The organism is Enterobacter sichuanensis, from assembly GCF_002939185.1.
Taxonomy (GTDB): Bacteria; Pseudomonadota; Gammaproteobacteria; order Enterobacterales; family Enterobacteriaceae; genus Enterobacter; species Enterobacter sichuanensis.
The window spans coordinates 1-536 of the sequence record NZ_POVL01000172.1 but is presented as its reverse complement, the minus strand read 5'-3'; the positions used below and the strand labels follow the sequence as shown (position 1 = coordinate 536).

At 51.7% G+C, this 536-nt stretch carries 1 protein-coding gene; it reads left to right on the top strand.

The genetic code is table 11. The features are described 5' to 3' along the window. Nucleotides 1-390 (top strand): transposase (locus C5687_RS24355; RefSeq protein ID WP_146086320.1); only part of this gene is annotated, 390 nt, incomplete at its 5' end. Between the last annotated feature and the right edge of the window lie 146 nt (nt 391-536).

Sequence of the window (536 nt, the reverse complement as noted above, 5' to 3'; positions counted from 1 at the left end):
GCCAACGAGCATGACCTCAATCAGCTGGGTAATCTGCTTCATGGAGAGGAGCAATTTGTCTCAGCCGATGCCGGCTACCAAGGAGCGCCACAGCGCGAGGAGCTGGCCGAGGTGGATGTGGACTGGCTGATCGCCGAGCGTCCCGGCAAGGTAAAAACCTTGAAGCAGCATCCGCGCAAGAACAAAACGGCCATCAACATCGAATATATGAAAGCCAGCATCCGTGCCAAGGTGGAGCACCCGTTTCGCATCATCAAGCGGCAGTTCGGCTTCGTGAAAGCCAGATACAGGGGGCTGCTGAAAAACGATAACCAACTGGCGATGTTATTCACCCTGGCCAACCTGTTTCGGGTGGACCAAATGATACGTCAGTGGGAGAGATCTCAGTAAAAACCGGAAATAACGCCAGAAATGGTGGAAAAAATAGCCTAAATAGGCTGATTCGATGTGTTTGCGGGAAAAAAATCGGCCCAGATCCGCGAAATTTTAATCAGCGAGTCAGCTTGGGAAGAAATGACCTGCTTATTCGCACCTTC